The 23,515-nt window shown below is 69.5% G+C and carries 19 protein-coding genes; 6 read left to right on the forward strand and 13 right to left on the reverse strand.

Going from position 1 to position 23,515, the window contains the following annotated elements; all coding sequences use genetic code 11:
• Positions 1-10: 10 nt before the first annotated feature.
• From G6O69_RS17230 to G6O69_RS17240, 3 genes are all read left to right on the forward strand, one after another.
• Positions 11-385 carry a hypothetical protein gene (locus G6O69_RS17230; RefSeq protein ID WP_172304590.1) on the forward strand — a complete coding sequence of 125 codons (375 nt, stop codon included), beginning with the start codon at positions 11-13 and terminating at the stop codon, positions 383-385.
• A 97-nt stretch (positions 386-482) separates the two neighbouring features.
• Positions 483-1,511 (forward strand): aldo/keto reductase, encoded by a 1,029-nt coding sequence (locus G6O69_RS17235; RefSeq protein WP_172304591.1) that lies wholly within the window; start codon positions 483-485, stop codon positions 1,509-1,511.
• A gap of 189 nt (positions 1,512-1,700) precedes the next feature.
• Positions 1,701-2,702 carry a hypothetical protein gene (locus G6O69_RS17240; protein WP_172304592.1) on the forward strand — a complete coding sequence of 334 codons (1,002 nt, stop codon included), beginning with the start codon at positions 1,701-1,703 and terminating at the stop codon, positions 2,700-2,702.
• A 21-nt stretch (positions 2,703-2,723) separates the two neighbouring features.
• Here G6O69_RS17240 and G6O69_RS17245 read toward each other — a convergent pair whose 3' ends face one another.
• From G6O69_RS17245 to G6O69_RS17270, 6 genes are all read right to left on the reverse strand, one after another.
• Entirely contained in the window at positions 2,724-3,926 is a 1,203-nt protein-coding gene (locus tag G6O69_RS17245; protein WP_176396902.1) for a hypothetical protein, read from the reverse strand.
• A 22-nt stretch (positions 3,927-3,948) separates the two neighbouring features.
• Positions 3,949-4,893 (reverse strand): energy transducer TonB, encoded by a 945-nt coding sequence (locus tag G6O69_RS17250; RefSeq protein WP_172304594.1) that lies wholly within the window; start codon positions 4,891-4,893, stop codon positions 3,949-3,951.
• A 14-nt stretch (positions 4,894-4,907) separates the two neighbouring features.
• Positions 4,908-5,357, reverse strand: coding sequence for a biopolymer transporter ExbD (locus G6O69_RS17255; RefSeq protein ID WP_172304595.1), 450 nt, complete (start codon positions 5,355-5,357; stop codon positions 4,908-4,910).
• A 3-nt stretch (positions 5,358-5,360) separates the two neighbouring features.
• A complete protein-coding gene (locus tag G6O69_RS17260; RefSeq protein ID WP_172304596.1) occupies positions 5,361-6,029 on the reverse strand; it encodes a MotA/TolQ/ExbB proton channel family protein in 669 nt (222 codons plus the stop codon).
• Positions 6,030-6,168: 139 nt separating this feature from the next.
• Positions 6,169-7,281, reverse strand: coding sequence for a tRNA pseudouridine(13) synthase TruD (locus G6O69_RS17265; RefSeq protein WP_172304597.1), 1,113 nt, complete (start codon positions 7,279-7,281; stop codon positions 6,169-6,171).
• Between the two features lie 334 nt (positions 7,282-7,615).
• Entirely contained in the window at positions 7,616-8,455 is an 840-nt protein-coding gene (locus tag G6O69_RS17270; protein WP_172304598.1) for a hypothetical protein, read from the reverse strand.
• A gap of 641 nt (positions 8,456-9,096) precedes the next feature.
• Between G6O69_RS17270 and G6O69_RS17275 the strand changes: the two genes are divergently transcribed.
• The gene (locus G6O69_RS17275; protein ID WP_172304599.1) at positions 9,097-9,753 is read left to right on the forward strand and encodes a hypothetical protein; all 657 of its coding nucleotides are present in this window, start codon (positions 9,097-9,099) and stop codon (positions 9,751-9,753) included.
• Between the two features lie 104 nt (positions 9,754-9,857).
• Here G6O69_RS17275 and G6O69_RS17280 read toward each other — a convergent pair whose 3' ends face one another.
• The gene (locus G6O69_RS17280; RefSeq protein ID WP_172304600.1) at positions 9,858-10,727 is read right to left on the reverse strand and encodes an NAD-dependent epimerase/dehydratase family protein; all 870 of its coding nucleotides are present in this window, start codon (positions 10,725-10,727) and stop codon (positions 9,858-9,860) included.
• An 88-nt stretch (positions 10,728-10,815) separates the two neighbouring features.
• Between G6O69_RS17280 and G6O69_RS17285 the strand changes: the two genes are divergently transcribed.
• Both G6O69_RS17285 and aqpZ read left to right on the forward strand, forming a co-directional pair.
• On the forward strand, positions 10,816-11,556 hold the full coding sequence (locus G6O69_RS17285; protein ID WP_176396903.1) for a helix-turn-helix transcriptional regulator: 741 nt from the start codon (positions 10,816-10,818) through the stop codon (positions 11,554-11,556).
• A 464-nt stretch (positions 11,557-12,020) separates the two neighbouring features.
• Complete coding sequence (gene aqpZ, locus G6O69_RS17290) at positions 12,021-12,734, forward strand: aquaporin Z (protein WP_172304602.1); 714 nt, start codon at positions 12,021-12,023, stop codon at positions 12,732-12,734.
• Positions 12,735-12,754: 20 nt separating this feature from the next.
• On the opposite strand, the gene G6O69_RS17295 is transcribed toward aqpZ, so the two are convergent.
• The 6 genes from G6O69_RS17295 to bamD form a co-directional block, all read right to left on the reverse strand.
• Positions 12,755-13,372 carry a hypothetical protein gene (locus G6O69_RS17295; RefSeq protein ID WP_172304603.1) on the reverse strand — a complete coding sequence of 206 codons (618 nt, stop codon included), beginning with the start codon at positions 13,370-13,372 and terminating at the stop codon, positions 12,755-12,757.
• A 379-nt stretch (positions 13,373-13,751) separates the two neighbouring features.
• Entirely contained in the window at positions 13,752-15,128 is a 1,377-nt protein-coding gene (locus tag G6O69_RS17300; RefSeq protein ID WP_176396904.1) for a hypothetical protein, read from the reverse strand.
• A gap of 116 nt (positions 15,129-15,244) precedes the next feature.
• On the reverse strand, positions 15,245-15,952 hold the full coding sequence (locus G6O69_RS17305; RefSeq protein ID WP_176396905.1) for a tetratricopeptide repeat protein: 708 nt from the start codon (positions 15,950-15,952) through the stop codon (positions 15,245-15,247).
• Positions 15,953-16,014: 62 nt separating this feature from the next.
• Complete coding sequence (locus G6O69_RS41600) at positions 16,015-19,800, reverse strand: AAA-like domain-containing protein (protein ID WP_172304605.1); 3,786 nt, start codon at positions 19,798-19,800, stop codon at positions 16,015-16,017.
• Entirely contained in the window at positions 19,791-21,917 is a 2,127-nt protein-coding gene (locus G6O69_RS17315) for an AAA-like domain-containing protein (RefSeq protein ID WP_172304606.1), read from the reverse strand. The genes G6O69_RS41600 and G6O69_RS17315 overlap by 10 nt, the downstream gene beginning before the upstream one ends.
• A gap of 179 nt (positions 21,918-22,096) precedes the next feature.
• The gene (gene bamD, locus G6O69_RS17320; RefSeq protein ID WP_176396906.1) at positions 22,097-23,443 is read right to left on the reverse strand and encodes an outer membrane protein assembly factor BamD; all 1,347 of its coding nucleotides are present in this window, start codon (positions 23,441-23,443) and stop codon (positions 22,097-22,099) included.
• Positions 23,444-23,515: the final 72 nt, after the last annotated feature.

The raw sequence follows: 23,515 nt of genomic DNA on the forward strand, positions 1-23,515 counted from the left end.
GATTCGTGCGATGTTCCGCACACCGCACTGGATCTTTGCGATCGCGCTCATGGCTTCGTTCACGGCCTGTGAAAAGGGCGAGACGACGAACCCGGAGCCGGCCGCCGAAGCCGAAGCCGAAGCTGCGCCCGAAGCCGAAGCTGCGCCCGAGGACCGTGAGGTCGTCGACAACTGGAAGGCGCAGGTCGGTGATGCCACCGTGTGCCCGATCTCGGGCAAGGTCTTCGAGGTCGAGGCGGACTCGGGGCGCTACACCTACGAGGGTTACGACTTCGTGTTTTGCTGCTCGGGCGAGTGCCTGGATCAGGTGAAGGAAGACCCCGAGAAATTCCTCGGCGAGCTCGTCGAGCAGGCGCGGGCCGAGGACGCCGCGGCGGCCGAGTGAGCGAGCGGTGCGTGGCTCTCCTCGCCGGGCCGCCCGGATGGGGAGGGCCGCGCGCGCTCGCGTAGGCTGACCCGGAGCTGGCTGCTAGGGTCGCGCCATGGAGTACCGCAACCTCGGAGCGAGCGGCCTGAAGGTCTCGACCTTGTGCCTGGGCACGATGACCTTTGGCGAGGCCGACGAGAAGTCGTTCATGCACAAGGTCTCGTCGGACGAGGCCACGGCCCACGCGATCCTCGAGCGCGCCCTCGAGGCGGGGGTCAATTTCATCGACACGGCCGACGTCTACGGCCAAGACGGGCTCTCGGAGCGGGTGATCGGCGACTGGTTCACGAACAGCGGGCGCCGCGACGAGGTCGTGCTCGCGACCAAGTTTCGCTTTCGCATGAGCCCGGGCCCCAACGGGACGGGGGCCTCGCGCAGGCGCATCGTCAAGACGGTGGAGGACAGCCTGCGCCGGCTACAGACCGATCGCATCGACCTCTACCAGATCCACATGCAGGACCTCGACGTGCCCGAGGCCGAGCTGCTGCGCGCCCTCGACGATCTCGTGCGCGCGGGCAAGGTGCTCTACATCGGCGCCAGCAACTACGCGGCCCACCGGCTCAAGGACAGCCTGTGGACCAGCAAGGTCGAGGGCCTCGAGCGCTTCGTCGCGCTGCAGATGAAGTACTCGCCGCTGACCCGGGACCTCGAGCGCGAGCACGTCCCGATCTGCGTCAACGATGGCCTGGGGCTGATCCCCTGGTCGCCCCTCGAGGGCGGGTTCTTGACCGGCAAGTACCGCCGGGACCAGCCGCCGCCCGAGGGCGCGCGCCTCGAGGTCTGGCGCAAGCGCTTCGAGAAGATGATCGAGACCACGCCGGCCTGGGACGTGCTCGAGGCGATCGTCGCGGTGGCCGAGGCGCTCGAGGCTTCGCCGGCGGCGGTGACCTTGGCCTGGCTGCTGCGTCGCCCGGGGGTCGCTAGCGTGATCTTTGGCGCGCGGACCATGAAGCAGCTCGAGAGCAACCTGGAGGCGGCGACGCTCGAGCTCAGCGATGAGCAGGTCGAGTCGATCACGGCGGCGCGCAAGTTCGAGCCGGGCTACCCCTACGAGTTCATCGCGGGCGTGCAGGGCCGCTGGTGAGCGCGTGGACATGCTCGCGGAGGAACCGCTGGTGAGCCGTGCAATGCGGCGGCTTTGCGAGCCGTGCGCACGACTGCACCTCGGCGCCGCGCGGGTGTAGGCTGGCGGGCGATGGCAGGTCGCCCGCGAGACCCGAGTCCGAGCCGGAGTCTGAGCCCGAGGACGGCGGGGGGGGCGTGGCTCCTGTGTGTGGGCGCGCTGTGGCTCGGGGGCTGCTCGCGGACCAAGCCGGCGGGGGAGAGCGAGCCGCCCCCCCGGTCGCCTGCGAGCGGGGCCCCGCCGGCGGCCTTCGTCGAGGCCGAGGTCACCCCCGATCCCGGGATGCTCGCGGCCGGGAGTCCGCCGGTGGAGGGTCTGCGCTACTGGGCGCGGCCGGTGACGACGCCCGAGGAATTCATGGAAGAGGCCGCCGGGGCGGGGATCGAGCTGATGCGCGCGGTCGAGGTGTTCGAGACCCGCGAGCTGCTCGCCGCGATCGCGCCCAACACGATGATCCTGCTCCACCCGGGGCGCTATGAAATCACGGAGTCGGAGGGCCCGGGCCACGGGCTGGACTCGGCTTACTACGACGGGGAGAGCATCCACGATGTCCACGATCTCGCGCTGATCGGCGTGGGCCCTGGCTCGACGGCGCTGATCCAGGCCGACAGCTACGCCTCGGTGCTGAGCTTCACGAACGTCGAGAACCTCGCGCTCTTCAACCTGACGATCGGGCACCGCCCCGAGTACGGGTGGTGCATGGGCGACGTGGTCCGGATCATCGACGGGCGCAACGTGCTGATCGCGGGCACGACCTTGTTCGGGAGCGGGACGGAGGGGCTGTCGCTGGTCAGCGTCGACGGCCTGCGCCTGCACGACAGCGTGATCACCGACTGCAGCGAGCAGTTCTCGACGATCTCCAATTCACGCGATGTGGTCTACGAGGACGTCGACATCGCCGGCAACGACAGCGAGCTGCTGCGCGGCTTTGGGGTCTATCACTCGACGCTGCGCCTGCGCGGGGTGCATGTCTTCGATAACCACGAGCTGGCTTGGGAGGGCGACTGGGGGATGTTCACCGTCGACGGGAGCTACGATCCTGGGCGGCTCTACATCGATCCTCCGACGATCCTCGAGCCCGGGCGCACGGTCAGCGAGATCGTGCTCGAGAACACGGTGATCGACGGCGAGACTTACAACCGCGCGCTCTGAGCGGGCTGCTCACCCGAGCGGCTATTCGCCCTGCTCGGGGTCGACGGCGGCGATCTCGAACCAAAACCAGTTCACGCCCTGACGGCCGTCGCGGACCACGTAGTACATGCGCGCGCGGCCTTCGGGCGGGGTGTCTTCCTCGTCCTGATCGTTGGGCTCGAGGGTCCACTGGTTGTAGCTTTGGGGGTCGTCGCTGGTCCCGGCCAGGAGCTCGCCCCAGGTCACGTACCAGTCGCCTTCGTAGGTCTCCTGGCGATCCTCGTAGCTCTCGCCGTTGTTGACGGCGACCTGATAGGTCTGGAGGTCCTCTTCGGGGGAGTCGACCTCGACTTGCAAGGTCGCGCCGAGCTCGACCTCGACGAGGTCGCCAGCGCTGACGATCTGGGCGTTGCCGATCTGCTGGCCCTGGTCGTTGATGGCGCCCACGCGGACCTCGGTGATCCGCGGGTTGCGGTCGGCCTCGGGCACGTCCTCGGGGTCGGGGGCCTCGAAGCCGGGGATCGCCGCGCCAAAGCTCTCGGCGAGCACGAGCAGCTGCTCGATCGGGCCGACCTCGAGGCGCTGGACGGCGTAGAGGCAGTCGTCGGGGAGGTCGTACTCGCCGGCGAGGAGCTCGCGGGCGCAGGTGTCGGTGTCGGTGCCCTCGGGGACGCCAGCGATCATCGTGAGCTCGACGGCGCCGCTGAGCAGCACGTTGGCCGAGAGCGGGGCGACGTACTCCGGGGAGCCCTCGCGGGCGATCAGGCAGGGGCTGGGGAGCTCGGGCAGGCCGTCTTCGAGGGACTGGAGGTCGGCGAGGCTCGGGGCCTCGCAGGCCGGGAGCGCGTCGAGGGTCAGGGGCATCGCGTCTTGGATGCAGGCGAACAGGCTCTGGCTGATGCTGAGCTCGCAGGCGATCCACACGATGTCGAGCTCGTCGGGGTCGACGGCCCCGGACTCGTCAACGATGAAGGGCTCGAGGGTGACGGTCTCGAAGGGCAGGGCCTGGGCCTTGGGCTGGTCGGCGAGCTCGGCGTCCTCCGGGACCAGGGGGGTGGTGACGGCGGTGCGGATCGCCAGCACCCGGTGGCTGATGATCAGCCGCGGGTCGGGGAGGTCGATCGAGCATCCACTCGCGCCGCCGAGCACCAAGCTGGCGAGGGGCAAGGCGGCGAGGGCGGCGCGGATCCGGGGCATTGGCTCGAGGCGCGGCGACGTGCCGGCGCTGGAGGAGATGATAGGCAAGGAGCCGGAGCTCGAAAAGGGCTCAGTCGTTGACGCGGAAGGCGTATTCGTAGCGCAGCTCGAAGTCCACGGGCTTGCCGTTGGTGCCCATGGCCGGGTTGAAGCGGGCCTTCTTGAGCGCCTTCTTGGCGATGTCGTCGCAGCCCTGGCCGATGCCCTTGACCACCTTGACCTGGCGGACCTTGCCGTCGCGCTGGATCTGGACCTTGAGGATCACGTCGCCCTGGACGCCGAGCTCGGCGGTGGCGGGGCACTCGATCTTGGGGACCTTGAGCGGCTTGGGCAGGTCCTTGACGAAGAGCTCGCTGCGCGGCTGCCAGACGGAGGTGCTGCCTTCGGGATCGCCCTTGGGATCACCGCCGCCCTTGGGGCCCTTCTTGGTGCCCTTGCTGTCGGGGGAGCCGGTGCCGCCGTACTGACCGCCGCTGCCCTGGAGGACCTGGACGTTGCTGCTGCCGCCCTGGGTGGTGCTCGACAGGTCCCAGCGCTTGGGGGGCGGCGGGTCGCCGGGGGGCGCGGGATCGGGCTCGGGGGCCTGCTTGGTCTTGGGTTTGGGCGGCGGCTCCTTGGGTTTGACCTCTGGCTCTGGCTCCGGCTCGGGTTCCGGCTCCGTCTCGGGCTCTTCCTCGGGGGGCGGCTCTGGCTCTGGCTCTGGCTCCGGCTCGGGTTCTGGGAGCGTTGCGACCTCGAATTCGATGAGCTCGGGCCGCTCGGGCTCGACGAGGTCGAGCAGCCGCGGGAGGTAGAGCGCGAGCAGCAAGAAGAGCAGGTGGGCCAAGGTCCCGCCGACCACGGCGATGATCCCGTAGTCGGTCTTCTCGCGGGACAGGGCGTAGAGCAGCGCCGCCACGGTGGCGGCCAGCCACGGCAAAATCTTGGGGTCGATGAAGACCCTCAGGAGATCGACGAGCTGGACCGGCCCAGCCAGGGCGATGTGCGAGGTCAGCAGGTCGATGGAGACGGCCATGGGGCTCGTCGGCTTCAGCCTTCGGCGCGCGGCGGGGGCTCGGTGGCGATAGCGTACTTGGTCACGCCGTTTTCGCGTAGCAGGTCGATGAGATGGACCATGGCCCCGACCTGAGCCTTGGTGTCGCAGTTGACGATGCCCTGGAGCTCGGGGTTTTGGGCGACCCGAGCCTTGATCGCAGCGGCGATCTGGCTGTCGACGGCCTCGGCGCTGTCCCCCGCGACGGGCTCGCCGTCGATGGCGAACTCGTCCTCGCCGCGGCAGACCAGCACGATGCTCTGGGGCAGCTCACCGAGGTTCTTGCCGGAGGCGGCGTCGGGCTTATCGACCTCCATGCCCTCGATCTGGTTGATGGTGGTGGTGGTGACCATGAAGATCACCAGCAGCACCAAGATGATGTCGACCATCGGGGTGATGTTGATCCCCGTGATCTCGTCGTCTTCGTCGAGCCCACCGGCGGCCATGGCCTAGTCCTCGTCCTCTTCGTCCGTGAAAGCGCCGGGCTCGCGCTCGGCGAGTTGGGCCAGGGCCATGCCCGTGAGCCCGTCGGCCCGGGCCAGGGAGCGCTTCACCTGGCGCTGGAAGGCGTTGTAGGCGATGACGGCGGGGATCGCCACGAGCAGGCCGATGGCGGTGGCGACGAGGGCCTCGGAGATGCCCGACATGATCTCCTTGGCTTCGTCGCCGGTGGTCACGCCGGCCTCACCGAGCTGGTTGAAGACTCGGAGGATCTCGAGGACCGTGCCGAACAGTCCGATGAAGGGGGCGTTGGAGCCCACGGTGCCCAAGAAGCCCAGGTTGCGCTCGAGTCGGAGCTTCTCGGCGGCGCGGTTGCCCTCGAGCACGGCCTTCATCGAGCCGACGCCGCGCTTGGCGACGCCGAGCATGGAGGCGAGCATGCGCGCGCCGGGGGAGGGGGCGTTCTTGACGACCTTGGCGGCGCCCTCGATGTCGTCGTTGGCGAGGCGCTCGGCGACGGGCTTCATCAGCTCGGTGTCGACCGAGGAGACGGACTTGAAGAAGAGCAGACGCTCGATGACGACGGCCACGCTGGCGAAGCTCAGGAGGACCAGGATCCACAGCACCCAGTTGGCGCCGAGCAACGCGATTTGTAGAAAGGCTTCTTGAAGGTTCATCGGGCCGCGCGAACGGTAGCTGAAAGGCCGCGCTCGGACCAGGATCTGGGCCCGTGGCCGGTGTTTTTGGGGCTGTGGTGGGCTTCTTTCCGACGAGGCGATCGTCTGGGCGTGGTCGCGGGGCGCGCGTAGAGGGCTTTCACCCCATGTTGATGCCCATGATCTCCCGCAACAACACGGTCGCGTAACTCCCAGATGGCAGACAAAAGCGCAGGGCCACACCGGGGCCGAGCTCGGGGGCGTCGTCCGGTGGCGGGGCGAGCTCTGGGGGGCCGTCGAGGACCGGCCAGATCAGGAGAGGGCGCCGCGTGCCTGGGACGCGCTTGCCGAGCTTGGCGAGGCGGGCGGGCTCGATGTTGGCGGCGGCGAGGAGCTCGCGCTCGAGGGTCTCGGCGGGGGTGTCGGGGCCCGGGGCGCGGGTCTTGCTGCCGACCATGGGGCCGGTGATCACGAGCTCGCCGGCGTCGAGGCGGCGCTGGTCGGTGGCTGGGTCTTCGGACACGAAGAGGCCGCCGGTCTCGCGTTTTTGGAGGACGTCGCCGGGGAGGACGGTCCGCAGCTGGCCTCGCTCGGCGCGTGTGCACAGGTAGAGGTTGAAGAGGGCGGACTGGCCGGCGCTGACGATGAGGTCGGCGGTCTTGGGTCGGCGTCCGCGGCTCTTGCCGCGCAGGGCGGCGAGGCCGTTGTCGAGGTTGGCGCCGCCTCGGCCGAAGCGCTGCTCGCCGTAGAGGTTGGGGAGGCCGCCCTGGGGATCTGCGGCGAGGCGGGTGAGGATGGCTTGGGCGCGGGTGAGGGCGTCGGGGAGGGGGCAGGTGGGCTGGCGGATGACGATGAGGAAGCGGTTGCCGCGGAGGTGACCGCGACGGAGCTTGTGGGAGTGGGGGGCGGCGGTGTCGAGGTCGAGGGTGATCGCGGGGTGGTGGAATTGGGCGAGGCGCTCGAGGGTGGCGGCGGGGTCCGGGGCGGGGACGCTGATCCGCTGGCGGGTGAGGGCGTCGCGGTCCTTGAGGCCGGCGAGGCCGAGCTCGACGCGGGGGAGGGCGAGGTGGCGGGCGATCTGACGGAGGGCGTCTTCGCTGTTGAAGGCGCGCTTTTGCATGGTGAGGAGGAGGTGGCCGGGGCGGTTGTCGGGGGGGTAGGCGGGGAGTTCTTCGACCTGGAAGTCTTCTGGGCGTGCGCGGAGGTGGCCGCCGGTTGGGGGGAGGTCGGCGGTGGTGCGAGGGGGGGTTAGGGCGGCGGTGCGCAGGTCCACGGGGGGAGGATAGGGGATCCCGGTCTGCAGGATAGGGGATCCCGGTCTGGGAGTCTTTGCAGCTCGAGCACTCGAGAGATGGTGGGATCCCGGTCTGGGAGTCTTTGCGGCGATCCCGGTCTGGGAGTCTCTGCAGCTCGAGCACTCGAGAGATGGTGCGAGGCGTCTTCCGAACCATGAGTGAGGGCTCAAAACCACCATTGAAAGCCTTCTGCATGCCAAGTCACCCCACAAAAACGGATTTCTCGTGGGCAAAGCTGTCGAGCAACCAAAGCGATTTACCAGGACCGCCCTTCGCCGCCCTGTAAATCCTCTTCTACGTCGCATCGAAGCATCATGGAGGGCCCTGAGCCACGGCCACCCCTGCGAAGCGCCGCAGCCAGTATGTCCCAGAGGGAAACTCCACCTGTTCTCCCGCGAGCCAAGCCTCTCGAGCAGCCGCGTATGCGCGCTCCCAGGCTCGGTCCCGTTGCAGCAGAGCCATCCGCAGCCACTTCGACGATGCCGCGACCTTCGGCGCGACACCAAAGCGCTCTTCAGCGCTCAATGCTGCCCGGTTCCACCCTTGCTTGGCGAGCTTCCGCAGCCCCATGAAGCGTCGCCCTTTCGATCGGAGCTTGGACTGCGCTTCGAACTCGGCAGCTCGCACCGCAGCGATGAGCCGCTCGTAGAGCTGATCGTCGTCGAGTTCAGAGAACACCCGTGGTCGGACCAAGGTCAGCGAGACCTCAGGGGGCATGCTCCCCGCGTCATCGAAAAACCAGTCAGGCCGGCGAAAGCTCCGCGTTTCACCAAATCGCCAGCCACTGGTCGAAAAGCCCGGCCACTGCCGAGCCCACTTGACGAGACCGGCTTTGACGGGGTTCGTGAGGGTGTAGACGAGATCGGCCAGGGTGTCGTCATCGCTGGAGCGGCGAGTGTCACAAGCTCCATCGCCAGACCAAAAGCGATCGAAGCGTCTGCGCATGACGTTGAGACCGCGGGCGAGCAGGCTGTTGAATAGCTGCTTGAAGGCGGCGAGCTGGCCATGTGGGTCGGTGATGTCGATGTGATAGTGGTTCGACATCATCACGGCGGCGTGGATCTCGATGCCGTGGCTGTTGGCGGAGTGGGCGAGGCAGTAGCCGATGAAGTTGAGGAGGGTCTCGGGGTCGTGGCCAGGCGCGAGGAACATCCGGCGCTCGAGACAGCGCTTGGTGATCTTGTAGCTGCTGCCAGGGTGAATGGGTCGAGCACGAACGCGTGCGTGCGATCGGGCATCGCTGTGTGCGCGATTTCGAGCTCGTCGGTGGGCGCTGTTCTGGGTCTTGGGGGAGCTCACTCCTGGGTATCGGCCCGCGGAGAGGTGCGATGCATCGCGTGTTTTGCGCCCTTGTTTTGATCTTAAGACCAATAAGGAGACTCTCAGACTGTCTTCGGGGGAGGTCTGGGACGCTCGTCGAGCGGACAGCCCGGGATCTCTTCGAGCAGAGTCCCCCAATCGCGCGCGGAAACAGCCGCGACTTCTCGATCCCCCAGCGCAGCCACGCCGACAGCGCCTGGCCAACAGCGCGCAGCTCCCCGAAGGCCGTGCCCGAGTTCATCGTACGAGAGCGGTCCAGCGGCAATGAGCGTCCCCGCGCAGTCCCAGCGCAGACTTCTCCCGGCCGACCACCCAGCCGAAGGAATGGCCGCAAAGGACACATGCGACCCACTCTCGCGGTAGGTCTTTCACGCTCGTGTCGCTCGCTAGCTTGGTTGGCCGTGGAAGGAGCTCTCATCCAGGCCCGCACGCCCTCGGCCCTCATCGCCTCCAGGCTCATGGAGCGCTAGCCGATGTCTGTCGCAGGCGCCTATCTCGAAGAGCTCGCCGGACGCCTCGGCGCCGGACTCCAGGGAGCCTGGCCGCCCGACCGCGTCCTCGCCCTCGGGGAGCGCGGCGTCCTGCGTGGGGGGATCTTCGAGCCGCTCCCCGGGGAGATCGAGAGAGAGGCTCTCGAGGCGGCCGAGAGCCGGGTGAGCCTCGCCGAGCTCGGCCTCAGCGAGCGGCTGTTCTTCACCAGCACCGGCGCGGTGAACGTCCTCGCTGCCGTAGGGAAGGCCGGCGCGGACGGCCTGCGGGAGGTCGACGTCAGCTTGCACTTCAGCCGGCGTGGCGCGGTGTTCTTCTGGGCCAAGGGGTTGTGGGCGGATCGACTCGACCGGCGCAGCGGCCAGCGCAGCAGCGGACGAGAAAGTGAGCGTCGAGGGGGAAGCGAGCCCGCGCCAGCCCACGTCGACGCCCTCGTCCACGTCGAAGCGCTCACCGTGGCGATCGCCCGTGGGGACGCGGGCTGCGTCAAGCTCTCTGGCCGTGCGCAGGTCGAAGGGGGAGCGCCATGCGGGATCGACTATGTTGCGCTGCGCGTGGTCAGGGCCGAAGGCGCGCGGGTGTTCCAGGCGCACGCTGCGACGCCGCTGCTGTGCATCGCACTAGAGCGCTCCTGTCGCTAGTGTGCGCGCTAGAGGACTTGAAGGGCCCCAGGCTTGGAGCACCGGCCGCTGACTTCGTTGCTCGTCAGTCATTTGTGCCCGACAAACTCCCTCCTCGCGCCTCGTCAGCGACCGGCGGTCCGGCGCCTGAGACCCTTCAAGTCCTCTGGCGCGCACACTAGCGCGTCGGCGAGCCGTGGGTAGCGCGGCTGAAAGCCAAGCTCCTCGCGGATGCGACGACCGTCCGGCAAGACATCGAAGGCGCGGGCGCGCCCGGGCTGAGAGCCATCCGGGGGCGGCTCTCCCACGGCAGCAAAGAGCGCGGCGTGATCTGGCGCCTCGTCGTCGACGAGGTTGTAGATGTGATGGGCGGGCGCCGGCGCGTCGAGGAGTAAATTGACAGCCTCGGCCACGTCGGCGTGGTGCGCGATGGCGAGGCGTTGGCGCGGCGGAAAGTGGCGCATGAGCGGGACCGCCTCGGCGATGTGTGGATCTCCGTCGCCATAGACGAAGGGCAGGCGTAGCACTCGCACGTCGAGCCCCTCCATCGTGAGCAGCAGGCGCTCGGCGGCGAGCTTGCTGCGCGGATAGGCGTCGACCGGTGAGCAGCTCGCGTCCTCGTCGGTGAGCGCCCCCTGCTTCGGCCCATAGACGAGGCAGGTGCTGATGAACACGAAGCGCCGGACAGATGCCTCCCGCGCCGCTTCGGCGAGCAGGCGCGTACCCTGCTCGTTGACGGCGTGGGCCTGCTCCGGCGTGGCGCCGCGAAAGAAGGCCGCGCAGTGAACGACCGTGTCTACACCGCGGACGGCGGCACGCAGAGACTCGGGGTCGAGGAGATCGCCGAGCGCGAGCTCGACCGACTCTCCGCGGAGGGGGGCGCCGCGCTCGAGGTCCCGGACCAGGGCGCGGACGCGCTTGCCCTGCCGAACGAGGCGGGGGATGAGGCGGCTTCCGACCTTTCCGGTCGCTCCAGTGACGAGCACGTCTGGCATGCGGTGTGTGTAGCGGGCGCCCTCGGCTCGAGATTGGAAGAATCGGCCAGGCCTTGCGTAGGTGCGCTACCCCCGACAGACTCGTCCCATGGTCTCCGCGAAGGCTTCCCCCATCGCGGTCTGGTCTGTCGATGAGTCGGCGCGCTCCCGGGTGCGTGTTGGGATCCCCCGCGTCGAAGTTCATATTGGCGTTCGCTACGGGTCGTCGGCGCGAAACGGCCTCGATGTCCACGCCATGGGTGCCCGCCGAAGGGTCTACCGAAAGACCATCCTCGGCGGCCAGCGGGCCATCTTCGCGCGCCTGCCCATCGGCGCGTATCGAGCGGCGCTCGGCGCTCCGCCGGCGTCCATCGTTGGACATACAGTCGAGCTCTCGGATCTGTGGGGACCGAGCGAGGCGGCGCGGCTGGTCGATCGGCTCGCCCGTGCTCGCGACGAGGAGGACAGCGGCGCGGGGATCCTGCGCGAGGCCATCGCCGAGCGGGTCGAGCTCGGCGGAGGCCCGAGCGGGCATACAGGGCTGGTGGCCGCCGCCACCGAGATGCTGGAGCTCGCGTCGGTCGCCATGGTTGCCGAGCAGCTGGGCCTGAGCGAGCGACACTTCCGTCGCGTCTTTCGGGACACGATGGGTGTCAGCCCGAAGACCTATGCCCGGCTCCGTCGCTTCCAGCGCGCGCTGGCTGCGGGGCGAGGCGCCGACGAACCAGACTGGTCGAAGATCGCCTTGGAGGCGGGCTACTACGATCAGGCGCACCTCATCGCCGACTTTCGGTCGATCGGCGGCGCGACGCCACGCGTGCTCGTGGCCGAGCTCCGCGCCGCGCTCTGAGCACGCCCGCCAATTGGCCATGTCCCGACCCGCACCGATATGTGAAGCTCGCGTCCCGGCACGCTCGGCCCAATTGAAGCTGCGGGCGCGCTGGCGATGGCGTCAGCACGCCCGCGCCACCTGCCTGTGCTGATTGACTCGATTCGAGATGTCTGACGCTTTGCGTGTGGCACGCGGACAACTGGCTTTGTTAGCATGAAATATAGATCGCATATCGCGACATGCGAACTGTGCGGAGCATGATGTCCATGCGACAAAAGCCCACCTGCATTGTCTCCGCCCCGAGTGTTTCCGTCGCGTGTCATTGCCCCTGGGAGCCGAGCCTCTCGAGCTTTACAAAGACCGAGCGTCGATCATGACTAGTGTGAATTTGCGTGAAGCCCGCGATCTTCTCTCTGAAAAAACCTCCGCCCACAGCACAATGATGTTTTCCCAACAGGACCTCTCCGCTACTGTCGGCGTCGATGATCCCTCTGTCTCGTAAGCTGTCCGCCGAGCTCATCGGTACATTTTGGCTGGTCTTTGGTGGCTGCGGCTCCGCGCTCTATGCCGCCGCCTTTCCCGGCGTCGGCATCGGCTTGCTCGGGGTCAGCCTGGCCTTTGGCCTGACCGTGCTGACGATGGCCTTCGCCATTGGTCACATCTCTGGCTGTCACCTCAACCCCGCGGTGACCCTGGGCCTCGTCGTCGGCGGGCGCCACCCGGCCAAGGAGGCGGCGCCCTATATCGGCGCGCAGGTCATCGGCGCCTGCCTGGCCGCGCTCGTGCTCTACGTGATCGCCTCGGGGGTGTCGGGCTTCTCCGTGGGCAATGGGGCCGGGGCCTTCGCCTCCAACGGCTACGGCGAGCTCTCGCCGGGGGGCTACTCGCTCGTCGCCTGTGGTCTGGCCGAGGTCGTGCTGACCTTCATGTTCCTGTTCATCATCATGGGCGCCACCGACCCGCGGGCGCCGGTCGGCTTCGCGCCGATCGCCATTGGCCTGGGCCTCACGCTGATCCACCTCGTGGGCATCCCGATCACCAACCTCTCGGTCAACCCCGCCCGGTCCACGGGCCCCGCCATCATCGCGGGCGGGCCGGCGCTGACGCAGCTGTGGCTGTTTTGGGTCGCGCCGATCCTCGGCGGCGTGCTCGGGGCGCTGGCTTATCGCGGCGTGGCGGCGAACAAGGTCAGCTGAGCCCACACGAATGGGGTCGATCACCCCTGCAAAAAGATCCGCAGTATGCGGCGCTCGAGCTCGGTCTCGGAGTGGTGATCGACCAACCAGCCCCAGGCGGCGTGGGCCAGGACCAGCCGTCCCACGCTGAGGCGGCGCGCGGCGGTGCCGTCGATCAGGCTCCAGCGCCCGAGCTTGCAGTCGGCGAAGAGCGCGTCGACGTCTCCGCTCTCACCAGCCGCGGCGATCGCCGCGGGGCCGGCCGGGCAGGCGACGCTCCAGGCCGCGAGGGACTCGGGATCGTCGGCGAAGGGCTGGAGCGCGACCGCGCTGATCCGCTCGGGAGGGACCATCTTCAGCGAGGCGAAGGCCTCGGTCATGGCCGGAGGGAGGCGAGCGGCCTCGAGCTCGGTCATGGCCTCGGCGGCGATCAGGGCGTGATACTCTCGCGGCAGGTGGTCGAGGTCGTCGAGGGCCTTGCTCACCTCCTCGACCTTGTCCGCGTCCAGGGGAGGCAGACCCGTCAGCCTCCACCAGGCGAACAGGCCGGCAGCCAGGACGAAGGCCGCGGCCGTCACCGCCAGTCGAGTCCAACGCTGGCGACGACGAGCGGCCTGGAACTCGTCGAGGGCGTCGTCCGGTGAGGCGGGGTCGGTCATCGAGGGGGACGATACCTCAGGAGCCCGTGGTGAAACCCAACACGACACCTCGCTTGGTCTTTTCGCCGAGGGCTTTGTCGCCAAAACTTGCAGTACGTCCGGTACACCTGCGTTTTGGCTTCGCGCCCTCGACGAAAATCCCGGCGCCAGGATCCGCGCTAGTGTGCGCGGCAGAGGACTTGAAGGGCCCCAGGCTTGGAGCACCGGCCGCTGACTTCGTTGCTCGTCAGTCATTTGTGCCCGACAAACTCCCTCCTCGCGCCTCGTCAGCAACCGGCGGTCCGGCGCCTGGGACCCTTCAAGTCCTCTGCTGCGCACACTAGCGCGGATCCTGGCGAGCGGCTCGAGGCCGCTTCGGCTCACCGCGCCCTGCCTGGCTTCAAAACGCGTAGCGCTCGATCACCGCGCCGTTGGCGTCTGGGTCATAGACCTCGGAGAACACGTTGCCGTCGGCGTCGACGACCAGGCCCCAGGGCGAATAACCAGCGTTTTGAGGGACCGTGCCGGGCGTGAGCACACCGTCGGGGAGCGAGACCGGGTCGATGCGACCACCGTCGGCCTGGTGCGCGACGAAGAGCTGGCTCCCGTCGGGGTGGATGGCGAGCCCGATGGGCTGGGTGAGGCCGCTCGTCAGCGTGGTGATGGTGCCCCCAGGGTCGACGGTCACGATCTCCCCCGCGCTCCAGTCGACGCCGTAGAGGGTGCCCTCGGGGTCGAAGACGAGGCCGAGGAGCGTGCTGTCGAGCTCGGCGACGACCGTGGTCGTGAGGCTCTCGACGTCGATGGCCACGATCTGACTGGGCAAGTAGGTGCTGGCGATCAGCTGATCGCCGAACTCGCCGAAGCCCTCGGGGGCGACGGCCAGGCTGAAGATGGGCGAGTCGACGTAGCTGCGCAGCTCGATCTGGTTGTCCGTGTCGAGTGTGTAGATGCCGTCGGTGTTGACGACCTCGCCGTCGATATAGTCCTCATCGTTGACGAAGAAGTAGACGAGGTCGTCGCTCTCGCGGTAGCTGACGCTGGTCATGGCGACGATCTGCTGGCCGATGGGGGTCGTCGTCACGCTCCCGTCGAGCTGCGAGACGCGGTGGATGTCGGGGTCTTCCTCGCCGCCGGTGACGACGAGATCGCAGTTCCCGTCGAAGGTGATCTCGCCGTAGACCGCCTCTCCAGAGAACACCAAGAGCGGAAACTCGAGGTCGGGGGAGTCCCAGGCGCAGCCGGGGGCCTCGGCCCAGGTGCAGGTGTCGGTGCACTCGCCTTCGCCTTCACCCTCGCCGGGATCGCAGTCCTCGACGCCCGCCCACACGAGCCCGTCGCCGCAGATTGCCTCGGCGCAGGTGGTGGTGCAGGCCGCGTCGTCGGCGTTGTCCTCGCCGAGGTCGCAGGCCTCGCCCTCGTCGACGACCCCGTCGCCGCAGATCGCCTCGCTGGTCTCGGTCTCTGTGTCTGTCTCGGTCTCTGTCTCTGATTCGGATTCGGTCTCTGTCTCTGATTCGGATTCGGTCTCTGTCTCTGATTCGGTCTCGGTCTCGGTCTCTGACTCGGTCTCGGTCTCCGAGCCGATCTCCGACTCGGACTCCGTCTCCGTAGAGTCGGCTTCGGTCTCCGACTCCGACTCCGTATCGGTGTCCGTATCGGTGTCGGTGTCGGCCTCTGTGCTCCCTTCATCACCGTCGTCGCCCTGGCCTTGTTCACAGCCGTGGAGGCAGGCGAGGGCGAGGCAAGCGAGGGCGACGTTACTCCTGATGTTCATCCAGTTTTTTTGGATCAATGGCTAGCCTTCCGCATGAATACCCATGAATACACGAGCGCCGTGTAGGCTTCGCGCTATCTATGGTTTGAATTGTACAAACGAGCGCAGAGCAGCGCTCAGCTCGCGGTGGCCATGCGCAGATAGACCCGCACGCTGCGATTTTGGGGATCGCGGATACGGACCTCGTCCCACTGGGTCCTGGCCTCGTCGCGTCGGCCCGCGGCCCAGTAGGTCACGCCGAGGTGGATCCTCGCCTGGATGTAGTCGGGCTTGGCCTCGAGCACGGCCTCGAGCTCGTCGATGGCGGCGTCGACGTGGCCGGCGTCGCGCAAGATGATGCCGAGCTTGGTGCGGATGTCGACGAAGGTCGGGCACAGCTCGAGGGCCTGGCGGAGCTGCTCGATGGCGGCCTCGTGCATGCTCACGCTCTGGTAGGCGAGGCCGAGGTCGAGGTGGAGGTTGGCGAGCTTGCCCCGCACGTAGCCGTCGAGGTTGTCGACGGCCTTGCCCCTGCTCTCGCGGTTGGCGGCGCGCTCGTAGACCTGCTTGGCGTCCTCGTAGCGGCCGATCTCGTTGTAGCAGACCGAGAGGTTGAGGGCGGCCTCGGTGTAGTTGGGGTTGAGGGCCACGGCGCGCTCGAAGTGCTCGATGGCCTCCTTGGGCCGCCCGAGCTGCTGGAGGCTGACGCCGAGCATGTTGTGGACGTCGGCGAAGCCCTGGTGACGGGCGACGACGGCCAGCAGGTGGGGCTCGGCGCGCTCGTACTCTCCGGCGAGGTAGTGCTCGCGACCGACGTTGAAATGCACTCGGGTCTCGGGCTCCATACGCGCTCGGACGCGATTGTATACCCCAGGGCGAGGGATCAGGTCGGGGATCAGGTCGAAGATCAGGGCGCGGGCGACTGCTCGAGGCACAGCGCGCGGCTGGCCGCGTCGAGGCCCTCGTCCTCGTCGGAGTCCAAGAGCAGCTCGCAGCCGCGCTGGACCCAGACCTGGTGGCGTGTGTCCCAGGTGCTCGCGCTGCCCTCGCTGGAGACGGTGAGCAGCTGGGCGCCGTCGGGGGAGAAGAGCAGCTGGCGGATCTCCGCGCGATCCTGAAAGCTGACGTAGCGCTGGGGCTCGGCGCCGTCGACGGCCCACAGCTCGACCGCGCCGTCACTGTCGGCGCTGGCGATCAGGTCGCCCGTGGGCGAGCAGGACAGGCCGGTGATGTCGTCGCGGTGCTCGGTGATCGGCAGGGGGTCCTGGTCGACCATCGAGAGCGGATCGTAGGCCCACCACAGCACGTCGGAGGTCCCCGCGGTGACCAGGTGCTGGCCGGCGAAGCACATCGCGAAGACCGTGTCGAGGCGCGGGTCTTGGAGGAGGCGCGGGTCGTCGTCGCCCTCGAGGTTCCAGATCCGGACGCTGGCGTCGTCGCTGGCGCTGGCGAGGATGTTGCCCCGGGTGAGCGCGGCCAGGGCGTCCTCGCCCGTGGGCCTGGCCAGGGTCCGGATCGCGGCGCTGTGGCCCGAGCGCGCCTCGACGTGGACGCCGGCCGCGGACCACAAGTGGAGCAGGCCGTCCTCACCCGCGCTGGCCAGGCCGAGCTCGCCGGGACCGTCGAGCCACAGCACGCTCAGCTGGGGGAGGTCGCCGGCCTCGCCCGCCGCGAGCTGGCGGCCGGCGCTGGCGTCCCACAGCCGCAAGGTCCCGTCGTCGCTGACGCTGGCGAGGGTCTGGCCGTCGGGGGAGAAGCGCAGCTGATTGACGTCGGCGCGGTGCTCCGTGAGCATGGCCAGGCGCCGGCCGGAGCTCGCCTCCCACAGCCCGATGGCGCGGCCCTCGGCGGCCGCGATGCGCTCGCCGTCGGGGGACCAGGCCAGCGCGTCATTGATCACCGAGGCGCTCTCTTCGAGGGTGCGCAGGGGCTGGCCGTCGGCGCTCGACCACACCCGGATCGCCCGGCGCTCGCCGGCGACGATGGTCCGCTCGGCGTCGGGGGCGAAGCTCGCCACGCTCAGCTCCTGGCCGGCCAGGCGCGTGGTCGGGAGGCCGGTGGGCACCCCCCACAGCTGGGTCTGTCCGTCCTCCGAGGTCGAGACCAAGGTGCGGCCGTCGGCCGAGAAGGCGAGCTGGTAGATCATCGGGGCGGAGCGCGGGTAGGTCTCGAATTCGGCGACGGCCTCGGTGCTGCTCGGGCTCCACAGGCGCACGGCCTGGTCGAAGCCGCCGGTGGCGATCAGCTGGCCGTCGGGGGACCAGGCCAGGGCCTGGAGGTTGCCGTCGCGGCTGTCGAAGTAGGCCAGGGTGTCGCCGGTGCGGGGGTCCCAGATCTGGGCGCTGCCCTCGCTGTTGGCCCCGGCGAGGCGCGAGCCGTCGGGAGAGAAGCGCAGCGCGCCGAAGGACGCCTCGGAGCTCCCGAACACCCGCAGCGGCGCGCCCGACTCGCGATCCCACAGCCAGATCGCCGAGCCCACGGAGGCCGCGACGAGCGAGCCGGCGGCGTCGAGGGCGAGGGCCATGTTGTCGAGGGTGTCGAGGGTGCCGATGTACGCGCCGCTGCGATCCCAGCGCATGACCTGGCGGCGGTCGTCGACGGTGATCAGCTCCTCGCCGTCGTCGGACCAGCGCAGCAGCATGATGCCGCCGAGGCGGCGGTCGCTCAGGCGCCCGTGGGCCTCGCCGGTCGCGGCGAGGATGAGGGTCCCGGCCGCTGTGGCCAGAAGCTCGCCCGCGGGCGAGAAGGCCAAGCCCATCTCGGGGAGCTCCTGCTCGAGGGGGATGGGCTCGCCGATGCGCGAGCCCGAGCGAGGGTCACGCAGCTCGATCTTGGCGTGGGTGGCGAGGGCGAGGCGGTCGCCCGTGGGCGAGTAGCTCAGGGCGTTGAGTCTCTCGTCGTCGAGTTCGAAGGCGACCAGGGGCTCGCCAGAGGCCACGTCCCAGACCCCCGCCTCGCCGGCGGAGCTGGCGAGGGCGAGGCGATCCCCGGTCGGCGAGAGGGCCATCAGCGTCGGCAGGCCGCGGGGGTCCTCGATGGTCCGCAGGCTGTGGGAGCTGCTCAGGGCGTCGACGAGGCCCTGGGCGACGGCCGCCCGCGGGCGCTCGTCTTGCGGCCAGCTCCCGACGGTCAGGGCCAGGGACAGGGCCTCGCGCTCGCGGCCGCCGATCTGGGCGAGGAGCGAGGCCTGGTAGCCGCGCTCGTTCTCCCGGGCCTGCTCCGCGAGGCGGCGCTGGCCCTCGACCTGCCAGCGCTGGCTCAGGGCGATGAGCCGGTGCCAGCGGGCCTCGTCGCGGGCCTGGCGGGTGACAGAGAGCAGCCACGCGCCGGCGATCAGCAGCATCAGCAGCAAGACCCCGACGGCCGCCGAGATGATCAGGGCCTTGCGCTGGCGGTGGCGCTCGGCGGACTCGGACTCGAGCACGAAGTCGCGCTCGTCGTTGGTCACGTCGCTGCGCCCCTCCATCCAGCGCAGCGCCCGGTTGAGGCGCGGGCCGTGGAGCAGCTCGGCGGGGTTGCGCCCGCCGTCGAGCCAGCGGCGCAGGTCGTCGGTCAGCTGGCGATCCGTGACCACGCTGTGCGCCCAGGTGCGGTCGAAGACCTGGGCGACGATCTCGCTGCGCACCGTGAGGTTGCCGCGCGCGTCCTCGCCGACGAGGCCGGCGACGCGCAGCCGGGCGAGGATCTCGAGGCCGCCGGGCCCGAGCGCGCGGCCGTCGGCGCGCACGCGCTCGCCGGCGAGCAGGTGGCGATAGATCTCGAGCATGCGTGGGATCAGCGGGTCGCGGCGGCGCCGGCCAAAGCGGCGAGCGGTGTCGCCGAGCACCGGGTCGAGCTCGCGCCCGCGATCGAGGAAGAGCTCGTGGACCAGGGCGTCGACCGTGGCCTGCTCGTGCCCGGGCTGGATCCCGCGGTCGACGGCCGCCCACAGCAGGCGCTGGCTCAGGGCCGGGTGCCCGGCGGTCCACCCGTGGACCGCGTCGAGGATCGTCGCCGTGTCGCCCTCGACGAGGTCCAGCCCCGGGGCGAAGCCGTCGAGCTCGGCGCGGCTGAAGTCGAGCAGGCGGATCTCCTTGCACTCGATGTTGAAGGGCGTGCGCTCCCAGTCGGCGACGAGGTCGTCGCGGGTCATGACCCCGAGCAGGCAAAAGCTCAGCCGCCGCCACTGCGGATCCTCTGCGCGGAGGTTGAACATCGCGCGGATCGCCGCGAAGAAGTCGTCGCGCGAGAAGCTCAGCGACAAGGTCACGTCGGTCTCGTCGACGAAGACCACCACCGGGCCGTCGACGCGAGCGAGCACGACCTCGGACATGAAGCGGCGCAGCTGCAAGGCCGCGGTCTCGCGCTCGCCGAGCTCGTCCCAAAAGCCGGTGACCTCGCCGGCGAGGCCCAAGGACGCGGCGATCTCCCGGGCGACGCTGAAGTACCAGTCCTCGGCCCGGGCCTCGGCTCCCACGGCGCTGAGGTCGACGAAGGCCGTGCGCACGCCCTGCTCGCGCAGCCGCGTGGCGGCGCGGACCCGCAGGCTCGACTTGCCGACCTGACGCGGCGCGAACACCAGGCAGTAGTCGCCGGCCTCGAGCGCGTTGATCAGCGCGGTGTCGGCCTCGCGCTCGATGTAGATGCCGCGGGCGTCGTCGATGGCCCCGCCGCGCTGAAAGCGAGGGCCGCGCTGGGCTCCGACTATCGGCACAGGCGCTCGAACAGGCGGTTGTAGATGGGGAAGCGCGCGCGGTAGCGCTGGCTGTCGCGATCCCAGCGGATCATGCCCGCGGCCTCGAGGCGCTGGCGGTGGCGCAGGTCGACGCGCTCACCGGCGATCAGCTGACACAGCGACTCGCACAGCGCGATGTCGCGGCCGAGCAGGTGCTCGAGGCGGCGCAGGTGAAAGTCGATCTCGTCGTCGGCGAGGACCTCGCCGAGGCTCCGTCCGCTGCGCGCGACCTCGTAGAGGGCGTGGCGGACCATGTAGGGGTGGCCGCCGACGGTCGAGAGCATGCGCTCGAGGTCGGCGTCGTCGAGCTGCACGCCGTGGCGTTGGGCGAGGTCGAGGATCTGGCCGCGGGAGAATTCCTCGAGCCGGACCTCGGGCACGTTCCAGGGCGACTGGGCCACGCTGTCGATGTAGAGCGCCGGGGCCATGGAGAAGGCCAGCAAGATCCGCAACCATCGCCAGCGCTCGGGGTTGCCCTGACCCGAGAGCACGCGCATGACCCGAAAGAAGCCGTCGCGCTCGGGGAAGGCCCACATGCTGTCGGGCAGGTCCAAGGTCAGGACCATGCCGTCCGCGACGGCCGGGCGGATCTGCGTCTCGAGCACCTCGATCAGCCGGCCCTGGGGGCTGCCGCGCCCTGGCCAGGTCAGCTCTGGGGCCCCGACGGCGCCGGCGATCTGCCGGGCCACGCCGCGGAGCATCGACTCGAGCGAGCTGGGGTCGGCGATGTCGAGGTCGACGTAGGCCAAGGACAGCTCGGGGGCGCGGGTCTGGACCAGGGCCATGATCCGCTCGAGGAACCATGTCTTGCCAAAGTGCAGCGGGGCGCACACGGCCACGGGGACCCCCTCGAGCAGGCTGTCGACGGCCCAATTCTCCTCTTCGGAGTGGGTGATGTGCCAGCGCTCGTCGTAGCGCTGCCCGGGTTTTTGAAGGTCGCTGAAGCTCCCGCTGCTGGTCGCGCGTCGAGCCCCCGAGCTGCTCGCGCTCGGGCTCGGACCCGATGTCGACGCGGCGGGCGGGCGCTCCGGGAGCGCGCGCAGCTCGAGCAGCTCGGCCCGGGTGCCGCCGTCTTCTTCGAGCACGATCTCGCGGTCGACCCCGAGGCGCCAGGGGCCGGCGTGGGTCTGCACGGCGCTGCGCGGCCACAGCCGACAGCGGGCCAGGTTGGCGTCGAGCTCGAGGCGCCCGGCGGTGTAGCCGTGGGCGCGCTCGAGCTCGTCGCCAACCTGCTCGAGGCCAAAGAGCGAGGGCGCTTGCCAGCGCCGCCGCAGGGCCGCGCCGCCCTCGGAGACCGAGTACTGGGCCTGCTCGTGCATGTGCCCGTGGAGGTGGGCGAAGAAGCGCGGGGGCACGTCGATCTCCGCGCGCAGGGCCGAGAGCCCGCTCGGTCCGAGCCAGTCGGGGCCGTGGTGGGTGAGCAGCAAGGACAGGTCGTTGTCCCGGGCCCAGCGCGGTCCGTCACCCTCGCAGGCGCCGTGAAACTGGCGCACGTCGATGTGCAGCTTGCCCAGGAAGTCGCTACCGGTCAGCTGCACGTAGCTGCTGTTGAGCCCGAGCACGCCGAGCTTGCGGCGCCCGCAGGGGATGACCACCGACCAGTCGCCGGGGAGCAGGCCCTCGCGGTAGTGCCAGTCCGCGGGCAGGCTCGCGGCGCGGCGCAACCACCAGTCTTGGTAGGGCGCGAAGATCTCGGCGAGGGCCTCGCGGTACTCCGACTCGGGGTCGTTCCACAGCTCGTCGTGAGCCTCGGGGTTGGTCTCCCACTCGACCAGCAGGCGATGGACCGCGCGCAGCCGCGGCGGGCGGACGAGGTCGTGGTTGCCGGGCACCGCGAGCAGCGCCGGCGTCGAGCCGAGGCTGGCGAGCTTCTCCCACAGCTCGTCCAAGGTCGTGTCGAAGCGGGCGAATTCTTCTTTCGAGCCGCGCTGGGTCAGGTCGCCGGTGAACAGCACGAGCTCCCAGGGGCCGCAGCGATCGTGGAGCCGGGCGAGGTCGTCGAAGAAGGCCTCGCGGACGTTGGGCCACAGCCACCCCTGGCTCCACATACCCTGGTGGAGATCGCTCAGGTGCAGCCAGGAGAAGGACTCGACCATGTCGGTCAAGCATACTGGTCTTGGGTGGTGAGCGCCGCCTCGGGTTGATGGCGCAGACGCCCGTGCCCTGGCAAGAGGCGGGTGTCCTCGCAGGGCCCGCGTCGGGTGGGGCAGATGCCCGAGCGAAGCCGCGCGTCTCGGTCTGCGACCGAGGCTGCCTACGGGGCAGGGCTGGGCTGCTACTCGGGCTCGGGCTCGGGCTTGGGCTCGGGCTCGGGCTCGGGCTCTTCCTCGGGCTCGGGCTCTTCTTCGGGCTCGGGCGGAGCTTCGGTCTCGGGCGGCTCGGCGCCACCGGAGAACTCGGCCGCGGCGTCGCCGGAGGCGGCCTTCTCGGCTGCGGCGTCGCCAGATACCCCTGCGGGGGAGCCCTCGGCCGCGGGATCTTGCTCCGGCGTGGCTTCTGGCGCGGCCTCGGGCGTTGCCTCGGCGGGCGGGCTGGTCGTCTCGCTGGCGTCGTCGGGGGTCTTGGGTTGCCGCCGCTTGCCCTTGGGTGTCTTGGGCTCGGCCTCGGTCGACTCGCCGCCCTCGCGCTTCTTCTGGCGCTGCTCCTTGCGCCAGCGCCAGTCCTTGAACTCGTCGGGCTTGGCCTGGACGGGGGTCTCGGGCGTGGGCAGTGCGCGCTCGGGTCGCGGCCGGTTGGGATCCGGCGGCCCGTAGCGATCCTGCATGTACTTGAGATAGAGCTTGGCCTGCGCCCCGTGGTGGTGCTCGGGGTGCTGCATCTGCAGCTCGGTGAAGATCTCGCGGGCGAGCTCGATCTCGCCGATGCGCAGGTAGGTGATCCCCAGCGAGAAGAGCACCTCGGCGTCGAGGCCGATGCCCGGGTAGACGTCGTGGGCGGCCTCGAGGCGCATGATCGCGGCCTCGGGGCGGTCGCGGTCGAGGTGGAAGCGGGCCACGTAGAGCTCGTGCTCGAGCAGCCGACGCTTGACCTCGGCCTCGAGGTCGCGGGCGAGGGGCTCGAGCTTGGAGCCCGCGAAGTGATCGAAGAAGTAGTCGAGCTCGACCAGGGTCTCGCGCAGCAGGGTCTGGTCGCGCTGGTAGTGCGGCGGCAAGAAGGGCACGCTGCTCGGCGAGGCCATGTAGGCGGCGACCGCGACCATGTAGGGCACCCAGCCGTTGCGCACGTGCTTGTGCGTGGGGTGCAGGCGCATGAACTGGCGAAAGGCGTCCTGGGCCGTGACGTAGTTCTTGAGCTCGTACTCGGCCCGGGCGATGAGCAGCTCGGCCTCGACGGCGTAGCGCGAGAAGGGGAAGCGGATGCGCACGAAGTCCGCGTAGGTGATCGCGTCTTCCCAGTCGCGGTCGGTGTAGTTGGCGACGGCGAGCTCGTAGTTTTGCCGCGCGGTCTGGCCGTAGTCGTCGGACAGGCTGGGGCCCGTGGCGCAGCCTGTAGACGCGGATCCGCTGGCGAGGACGAGCACCGCGGGCAGCAAGCCGACGAGCAGCTTGCGCGGGAATCCTCGGCGCGGACGCGGCGTCGTCGAGGCGCGATGAACGACGGGCATGGAACGCTCGGGCCGCACGGCCGCGAAACTAGCCGCTTTCGACGGCGCAGGCCACCGGCTCCAGGAGCGACAAGGGGGGTTTTGCGGGGG

This window comes from Pseudenhygromyxa sp. WMMC2535 (assembly GCF_011083025.2).